Here is a 5,954-nt window from a genome sequence, read left to right on the forward strand (position 1 = left end):
GGGATTGCTCTTTTTGTTTGCAAACTCCCTAAAATAAAGGTTTTAGAACAAAAAAGAGGTAGTCTTTTGACACTACCCTTGATTGAAAGAGAGGTATTCGTATGAACGCAAAGAAATTTTCTGACGCTATGAGCGAGCTTGATACAAAATATGTTGATGAAGCACTCAACTACAAAACGAAAATGAAAAAGCCTATATGGATAAAGTGGGGAATTATGGCAGCCTGTCTTTGCCTTATAATTTGCGTAGTTACAATTCCGCGTTTACTTAATGGCTCTAATCCCCCTATTTCTGGAGATTTGGCTCCTATGGTTTATGTAAATAACAAGTTGTATCAATATACGGATAGTCAACTCGATTTTACAGATAAAGAAAGCCAGTTCACTTATTTAGGGGAAATCGAAAGCAAAGTTAGCTCATCGCAAGAGCCAAAAGAGAATTTCCAAGCCAATGACGATATTGTAGGTGCTAAAGTATATCAATATGAAAATAATATTGTGGTTTTAATTGATGGTAAATATTTCTTATATAGTCATATGGAAGATGCTGAAAATGAAACGGTTGAATTTGAAGGACAGTTATTTAACAAATCGGACTTATCCGAAGAAACCCTTGAATGGCTTGAGTGGTATAATTCGATACCGCCAGAAAAACAACTTGCTGTCAATTCAATTCCAGCCGAGCTATATACTGATGACGGTGTTGGAACGGTTGACGCAGACCAAGAAAAATAATTTTGATTGACACCCACAAGGGACAGCCGAGATTGAGGATGGAAAGAAGAAAATCCGCCAGTTTGAGAACTTGGAAAAGAGGTTGCGTCAAAAGTTATCCAAAGAGGAACGAAGAACACGCAACAACCACCTGTATAATCAAGAGGGCACTTAACAGTGAAACTTATTTCTTGGAGATTTATGACGATATATACTATATAGCATTGAGTTAATTCTAAACGGATTTTGAATTTATTTACAAGGAGGTTTTATATGTCAATGAATATCAGCGGATTAGGCAATACCTATAATGGTATCAACACAAATAGTAAACAATATAAGGCTTTGAAAGAAAAAGGCTGGTTATCTGGTATTATGCAAAATGAAGCCATGATGTCAGCAGAAGAAAGATTGATATATGAAACATTCGGTGGAAGAGATACCATTATTAAGAATCTGATGAAGCAATTTGATTCGGATGGCGATTTACTGAATGCAAATGGAGTGGCGGGAATGGATGTTACCGGAAAAGGTACATCATGGCAGCAGCTCACGAGTGTATCCGAGGAATATCGTCAAAAGATGTTTGATAATGTGAAGAGGGAATTTATTAAGGAAAACGGTATTTCAAATGGTGATACAACTAAGCGTTCAGATATTTTTAAGGATTATCAGTTAAGCGTAAGTAAAGACAAACGTTTAAGTGGTACATGGACTTTAGAGCAATACGAAGGACAGTATAGAGCTGCTATGTATGCAGCAGTGAAATCGGCTAATCCAAATTGGAAGCCGGGACAAAAGTTTGATACAAGCATTCTTGATAACGTTACAAGAGAATCAGTGGAATCTACGCTTGTCAAAAATGGTAATAGGTTAGTTCGCAATTCTATTGATGTATCAGTATAGAATACAACATCTTTGGTGCTAGAGATACGGTCAAATAAGCTGCTCCATCATGGGAAAAGTATAAAATTAGGAGCTTTAGATAATATCACAAGGGAAAAGTTTTCAAAAACTTCTGGTAACTCTTTGAAATACATATCATATCAATAGATACGATAATATAAATTATGTTTGTATTTGTTGATAACAGGTTTATATCGGAAAAATTGTAAATTTATTTTCTATGTGAATTTTCATTTTTGTAGGGCTGGCATTAGACCAGCCCTTGATTTCATTATAATAGATAAAAAGATATTGAATATATATGCACGGTAAAAAGACGATTCTCAATAAATGAGATTGGGAAAAAGTAACCTTAGTGCTGTTGAAAAAATCACCATAGTTCTAATGAATCTTCTGCATCTACCCATATCTGCATTGTTTCATCAAGATATAATTTTGCATATTCAAGCGGTTTATCAATGGCAAGTGCGTTCAATGCACAGTCTGATCCGGGTGTGGTTTTTAAATCCTTTTCGGCTTCCCAACAGTCAATGCGGAGCATATAACCAGCAGAAGTATAAATATCAATGCTGTTTCTGTGTGGATTGTATTCTGCAAATATTGTTCTCATCGTATAGAATCTCCTTATCATTCAATCAGTCATTTGTTACAAAAATCAGAAGCATTTCAATCAGTTCACCATGTCACTTTTATTTTGTGTTATACTGTTTTATAGATTTTTCTTGCCCTTGTATTTGCCCTTATCAGAGTTCGTAAACGCTGACGGGACGATATAACACAAGGGAAACAATAAGGGAAAGCTCACCTGCGATAAATCCAGTGTTTTCAAGGGTTTGCAGAGAATTTAATAACAAAATATAACAGTTATTAAATTCCCTAAAACAGGTGAAATCTCAATCGGAAATTGATGAGTTTCAGTGAGATTGTGGAGGAAATATGAAAATATTAGTGATAAACTGTAGTCCTGTCAGAAATGGAGCTACTGCAGAAATTGTCGATCTTGTTAAAGAATATGTGGAGGAGGACAATATTGTAAAAACGGTATGTATTGATGATTTTGAAATAAAGATGTGTAAAGGCTGCCGTAAATGTCATGAAACAGCGGAATGTTTCCAAAAAGATGATGTAGTGAAATTAATGGAAATATATGATTGGGCGGATAAAATTGTTTCAGTTTCCCCGTCTTACTGGGCGGATATTCCAGGACAATTTAAAGTGTTTATAGATAGATGTACACCTTGGTGCAATACACATGAACCGCATGCAAGCCTGCAAAGTGGAAAAATGGGATATACGATTGCTTTAAGAACAGGTCCTAGTATGCCAGAATGCGAAAGAATTATAAGTAGTATAGAACATTTTTACGGACATTTGGAAATTGAAGCTTGCGGAAAATTAGGATTATGTGGAATAGAATATAAAGAAAATTTAGCAAATAGGCAGGATGAAATAAAAAAATTCTGTGAGATAATCAAAAAGTAAGCAATGCAGGAAGAGAGGAAAAACCTTGATTCCTGCATTTTTATATGTACTAAACCAGGAGTAGAGTGCAAAAATATCGAAATTCATATAGAATAAAGGTATCAAAATATCAGGGAGGAGAAGAAGTCCGGCAAACGGACGAGGATGGGTATGGATAAAGAAAAAACAGGCGAATATATCAGAAACCTTCGGAAAAAGAAAGGCTGGACACAAATGCAGCTTGCAGAACAGCTTCATATTTCAGACAAAGCAGTTTCGAAATGGGAGCGCGGAGTTTCCCATAGTTAAAGATACCACACCAAATATGATGAACCCACGCTTATACACTACCAGCTATAATAAACCGCAAGGACAGCAATTTGATGATACTGCTGTCCTTTCTTTTATAAAATTGCAGTACACATAAAAAAGCTGTAAAATGATAAATATATTTGTCCTTGTAACAATTCTCGGACATTTGCCTGTTATACTATCTGCAAAAAGCAAAGGAAGTGAGAATATGGAGCAGATTTTAATTGTCGAGGACGACAGTTTTTTGAATAAGATGTTAGACTATAACCTGACCGCAGACGGCTACGGCGTGACTTCTGCCCTAAATGCCAGAACCGCAGCCGAAGCCATCCGCCAGCGGGAATTTGATTTAGTGCTGCTGGACATCAACCTGCCGGACGGCAACGGTTTTGAGCTATGCAAGCTGATAAAGCCCCAGCACCCGGACACCATCGTAATATTCCTGACCGCCAACGATCAGGAGAGCGATCAGATACGGGGATATGAAGTGGGCGCGGTGGACTACATCACAAAGCCCTTTGTGATCGGGGCCTTGCAGCGGAAAATCAAAGCCATGTTCGCCATGCTGGAACACCACAAACCAGCCAAGGATATTTACGACGATGGGCGGCTGTTTCTGGACTTCTCAGAGCAGACGGCTTCCTTAAACGGCAAGCCCCTGACTCTATCCCCGATGGAGTATAAAATGCTGAACCTGTTCCGCAAAAATCCCCGGCAAGTGCTGACCCGTGGGCAGCTTTTGGAAAAGCTGTGGGATATAGACGAGAGGTTTGTAGACGAACACACCTTGACAACCTCCATCAGCCGGATTCGCAGCAAGATCGAATCCGACGGCGGCGCGCCCTACATCAAGACCGTTTACGGCATGGGTTATCAATGGACGGGAGGCGAGGCAAAATGAAGGTTAAGAACCTCTCGGTAAAGCGGCTGTTTGGCCGGGTGGCAATAGGGCTTGTCCTCTCCATGTCCGGGATCACCATAGCCCTGTTTTTGGTAACAAAACAGACGGCGGTGCTGCTGACGGGCGGGGCGCTGCTGCTGTGTGCCCTTGTGGGGATTTTTGTACTGACGCAGGCGTTTGGAAAGCGGCTGTCGCAGTTTACCGCCGACCTGTGCCAGACCTTAGACCATATGATCGCCGGGAATGAAGCGCCAAAACGCCCAGAGGACAGCGAAACCCAGCTTGCCAGAATCGGACACCGGCTGGCAAGGCTTTACCAGATCATGCAGGAGAACCGCCGTCTTGTGGACGAGGAACGGCAGGAGTTACAGACCCTTGTATCAGATATTTCCCATCAGGTGAAAACGCCGGTAAGCAATCTGAAAATGGCGACGGACACGCTGCTGGAAAAGCCTATGATCGAGGCGGAGCGCACCGACTTTATCCGGGGAATCCGCAGCCAGACGGATAAGCTGGACTTTCTCTTTCAGGCCCTTGTGAAAACCTCCCGGCTGGAAACGGGCGTGATCCAGTTGGATAAGAAGCCGGGCCGTCTTTTTGATACTGTGGCACAGGCCATGAGTGGGATCGTGTATGCAGCGGAGAAAAAGGAAATCGCCGTGTCCGTGGACTGCCCGGAGGATTTGACCGTTTCCCATGACAGCAAGTGGACATCCGAAGCCCTCTTTAACCTGCTGGACAATGCGGTGAAGTACACCCCGTCAGGCAGGAAAATTGCTGTGTCGGTGGTGCTGTGGGAAATGTATGTGGAGATCAAAGTGACCGACACCGGCAAGGGAATTTCCGAAAGCAATCAGGCCGCCATCTTCCGGCGCTTCTATCGTGAGGAAGAAGTACACGAACAGCAGGGCGTGGGCATTGGCCTGTATCTGGCCCGCGAGATCGTAACGAGGCAGGGCGGCTATATCAAAGTGGTTTCAGAGCCGGGCAAGGGTTCGGAATTTTCCATTATGCTGCCGACAAAATAGAACACGGCGGACGGCCATTTCCGGCTGCCCGCCGTAAATTTTTTTGAAATGTCCGAGCGTTGTAACATTTCCTCCCGATTTTCAATGAAATTTTTTGGCCGCTGTAACATTTCGCGGACATTTGGGTTTTACAATGACCTTATCAACAAAAACAAGGAGGCGACGCAATGGAACTGACCTCGACCTTGATTTTGAATCTGGCGCTACTGATCGTCCCGCCCGTTGCCCTTGTGCTGGTGTTCCGGCAATGGCTGGCCCGGCACATCCGCTGGGTGGTTGCCTTGACTGCTCTCTGTGATGTTCTCCTGTTTTGGGATGAACTGTTCTACTATGAGAGCTTCGGACTGTTCGCTGTGCTGATTCTGGTACAGTTGGCGGCCACCGGCGCAGCAGCGTTCCGCATTTACAACAAACAAAGAAAGGATTGAATTTTATGAGAATTTTACAGACTATCGACCTGAAAAAGTATTACGGTACAGAGCCGAACATCACCCGCGCCCTTGACGGCGTGAACTTCTCCGTGGAGGACGGCGAGTTTGTGGCCATTGTGGGAACTTCCGGCAGCGGCAAGTCCACCCTGCTTCACATGATGGGCGGGCTGGACACCCCTACTTCCGGCAATGTGATTGTCCG

9 protein-coding genes are annotated in these 5,954 nt (G+C 42.6%); 8 read left to right on the forward strand and 1 reads right to left on the reverse strand.

Annotated features, from left to right (window positions below):
• Positions 1–101 precede the first annotated feature (101 nt).
• Positions 102–734: a hypothetical protein gene (locus LKD41_RS15210; RefSeq protein ID WP_055264414.1), complete on the forward strand. Its 633-nt coding sequence runs from the start codon at positions 102–104 to the stop codon at positions 732–734.
• A gap of 258 nt (positions 735–992) precedes the next feature.
• Positions 993–1,619 (forward strand): DUF3879 family protein, encoded by a 627-nt coding sequence (locus LKD41_RS15215; RefSeq protein WP_008115691.1) that lies wholly within the window; start codon positions 993–995, stop codon positions 1,617–1,619.
• 370 nt (positions 1,620–1,989) lie between these two features.
• On the opposite strand, the gene LKD41_RS15220 is transcribed toward LKD41_RS15215, so the two are convergent.
• Complete coding sequence (locus tag LKD41_RS15220; RefSeq protein ID WP_008115692.1) at positions 1,990–2,229, reverse strand: DUF6061 family protein; 240 nt, start codon at positions 2,227–2,229, stop codon at positions 1,990–1,992.
• A gap of 326 nt (positions 2,230–2,555) precedes the next feature.
• On the opposite strand from LKD41_RS15220, the gene LKD41_RS15225 reads away from it, so the two are divergent.
• From LKD41_RS15225 to LKD41_RS15250, 6 genes are all read left to right on the forward strand, one after another.
• On the forward strand, positions 2,556–3,101 hold the full coding sequence (locus LKD41_RS15225) for a flavodoxin family protein (protein WP_227701646.1): 546 nt from the start codon (positions 2,556–2,558) through the stop codon (positions 3,099–3,101).
• 150 nt (positions 3,102–3,251) lie between these two features.
• Positions 3,252–3,389 carry a helix-turn-helix domain-containing protein gene (locus LKD41_RS15230; RefSeq protein ID WP_118173557.1) on the forward strand — a complete coding sequence of 46 codons (138 nt, stop codon included), beginning with the start codon at positions 3,252–3,254 and terminating at the stop codon, positions 3,387–3,389.
• A 211-nt stretch (positions 3,390–3,600) separates the two neighbouring features.
• Positions 3,601–4,293 carry a response regulator transcription factor gene (locus tag LKD41_RS15235; protein ID WP_035394423.1) on the forward strand — a complete coding sequence of 231 codons (693 nt, stop codon included), beginning with the start codon at positions 3,601–3,603 and terminating at the stop codon, positions 4,291–4,293.
• A complete protein-coding gene (locus LKD41_RS15240; protein WP_227701647.1) occupies positions 4,290–5,321 on the forward strand; it encodes a sensor histidine kinase in 1,032 nt (343 codons plus the stop codon). The genes LKD41_RS15235 and LKD41_RS15240 overlap by 4 nt, the downstream gene beginning before the upstream one ends.
• 167 nt (positions 5,322–5,488) lie before the next feature.
• Positions 5,489–5,749 (forward strand): hypothetical protein, encoded by a 261-nt coding sequence (locus tag LKD41_RS15245; protein ID WP_227701648.1) that lies wholly within the window; start codon positions 5,489–5,491, stop codon positions 5,747–5,749.
• Between the two features lie 5 nt (positions 5,750–5,754).
• Positions 5,755–5,954: ATP-binding cassette domain-containing protein (locus LKD41_RS15250; RefSeq protein ID WP_227701649.1), on the forward strand; the 200-nt coding region annotated here is incomplete at its 3' end.

This window comes from Roseburia sp. CLA-AA-H209 (genome assembly GCF_020687575.1).
GTDB classification, from domain to species: Bacteria; Bacillota; Clostridia; order Lachnospirales; family Lachnospiraceae; genus Roseburia_C; species Roseburia_C amylophila.

Bases quoted from the DNA above. Each gene is read 5' to 3' on its own strand.
- LKD41_RS15240 (WP_227701647.1), top strand. From the start codon at position 4,290: ATGAAGGTTAAGAACCTCTCGGTAAAGCGGCTGTTTGGCCGGGTGGCA.
- LKD41_RS15210 (WP_055264414.1), top strand. From the start codon at position 102: ATGAACGCAAAGAAATTTTCTGACGCTATGAGCGAGCTTGATACAAAA.
- LKD41_RS15235 (WP_035394423.1), top strand. From the start codon at position 3,601: ATGGAGCAGATTTTAATTGTCGAGGACGACAGTTTTTTGAATAAGATG.
- LKD41_RS15215 (WP_008115691.1), top strand. From the start codon at position 993: ATGAATATCAGCGGATTAGGCAATACCTATAATGGTATCAACACAAAT.
- LKD41_RS15225 (WP_227701646.1), top strand. From the start codon at position 2,556: ATGAAAATATTAGTGATAAACTGTAGTCCTGTCAGAAATGGAGCTACT.
- LKD41_RS15245 (WP_227701648.1), top strand. From the start codon at position 5,489: ATGGAACTGACCTCGACCTTGATTTTGAATCTGGCGCTACTGATCGTC.
- LKD41_RS15220 (WP_008115692.1), bottom strand. From the start codon at position 2,229: ATGAGAACAATATTTGCAGAATACAATCCACACAGAAACAGCATTGAT.
- LKD41_RS15230 (WP_118173557.1), top strand. From the start codon at position 3,252: ATGGATAAAGAAAAAACAGGCGAATATATCAGAAACCTTCGGAAAAAG.